The 1,197-nt window shown below is 67.6% G+C and carries 1 protein-coding gene; it reads right to left on the bottom strand.

The genetic code is table 11. The annotated features are described in order from the left end of the window. Window positions 1–3: 3 nt before the first annotated feature. The gene (tuf, locus tag MKK64_RS10690; RefSeq protein ID WP_147729937.1) at window positions 4–1,194 is read right to left on the bottom strand and encodes an elongation factor Tu; all 1,191 of its coding nucleotides are present in this window, start codon (window positions 1,192–1,194) and stop codon (window positions 4–6) included. Between the last annotated feature and the right edge of the window lie 3 nt (window positions 1,195–1,197).

Below are 1,197 nucleotides of genomic sequence, written 5' to 3'. Positions count from 1 at the left end.
CGACTACGCGTTGATGGCGGCGACGACGCCGGCGCCGACGGTTCGGCCGCCCTCGCGGATGGCGAAGCGCAGCTTCTCCTCCATGGCCACCGGCACGATCAGCGTGACGTCCATGGTCACGTTGTCGCCCGGCATCACCATCTCGGTGCCCTCGGGCAGCACGCACACGCCGGTCACGTCGGTGGTGCGGAAGTAGAACTGCGGCCGGTAGTTGGTGAAGAACGGCGTGTGGCGCCCGCCCTCCTCCTTGGTCAGGATGTAGGCCTCGGCCTTGAACTTGGTGTGCGGCTTGACCGAGCCCGGCTTGCACACGACTTGGCCGCGCTCGACGTCCTCGCGCTTGGTGCCGCGCAGCAGCACGCCGACGTTGTCGCCCGCCTGGCCCTGGTCGAGCAGCTTGCGGAACATCTCGACGCCCGTGACCGTCGTGGTCTGGGTGTCGCGGATGCCGACGATCTCCACCGTCTCGCCGACCTTGACGATGCCGCGCTCGACCCGGCCCGTCACCACCGTGCCGCGGCCCGAGATCGAGAACACGTCCTCGATCGGCATCAGGAACGGCATGTCGATCGGACGCTCCGGCTGCGGGATGTAGTCGTCCACCGTCTTCATCAGCGCCAGCACCGCGTCGTGCCCGACCGCCTTGTCGCCGTTGTCGAGCGCGACCTTGGCCGAGCCCTTGGTGATCGGGATGTCGTCGCCGGGGAAGTCGTACTTCGACAGAAGCTCGCGCACCTCCATCTCGACGAGCTCGAGCAGCTCGGCGTCGTCGACGAGGTCGACCTTGTTGAGGAACACCACCAGCGCCGGAACGCCGACCTGGCGCGCCAGCAGGATGTGCTCGCGGGTCTGCGGCATCGGGCCGTCGGCCGCCGACACCACCAGGATCGCGCCGTCCATCTGCGCCGCGCCCGTGATCATGTTCTTCACGTAGTCGGCGTGACCGGGGCAGTCGACGTGCGCGTAGTGCCGGTTCGTCGTCTCGTACTCCACGTGCGCCGTCGAGATCGTGATCCCGCGCGCCTTCTCCTCCGGAGCCTTGTCGATCTGGTCGTAGGCCGTGAACGTCGCCCCGCCGGACTCCGCCAAGACCTTCGTGATCGCCGCCGTCAGCGACGTCTTGCCGTGGTCGACGTGACCGATCGTGCCGATGTTGCAGTGCGGCTTCGTGCGGGCAAACTTCTCTTTGGCCATGGT

The organism is Methylobacterium sp. E-025 (assembly GCF_022829705.1).
Lineage (GTDB): Bacteria > Pseudomonadota > Alphaproteobacteria > Rhizobiales > Beijerinckiaceae > Methylobacterium.
Note: the sequence above shows the minus strand (reverse complement) of the source record. Positions and strands in the feature narration are given on the sequence as shown.

Bases quoted from the DNA above. Each gene is read 5' to 3' on its own strand.
- tuf (WP_147729937.1), bottom strand. From the start codon at position 1,194: ATGGCCAAAGAGAAGTTTGCCCGCACGAAGCCGCACTGCAACATCGGC.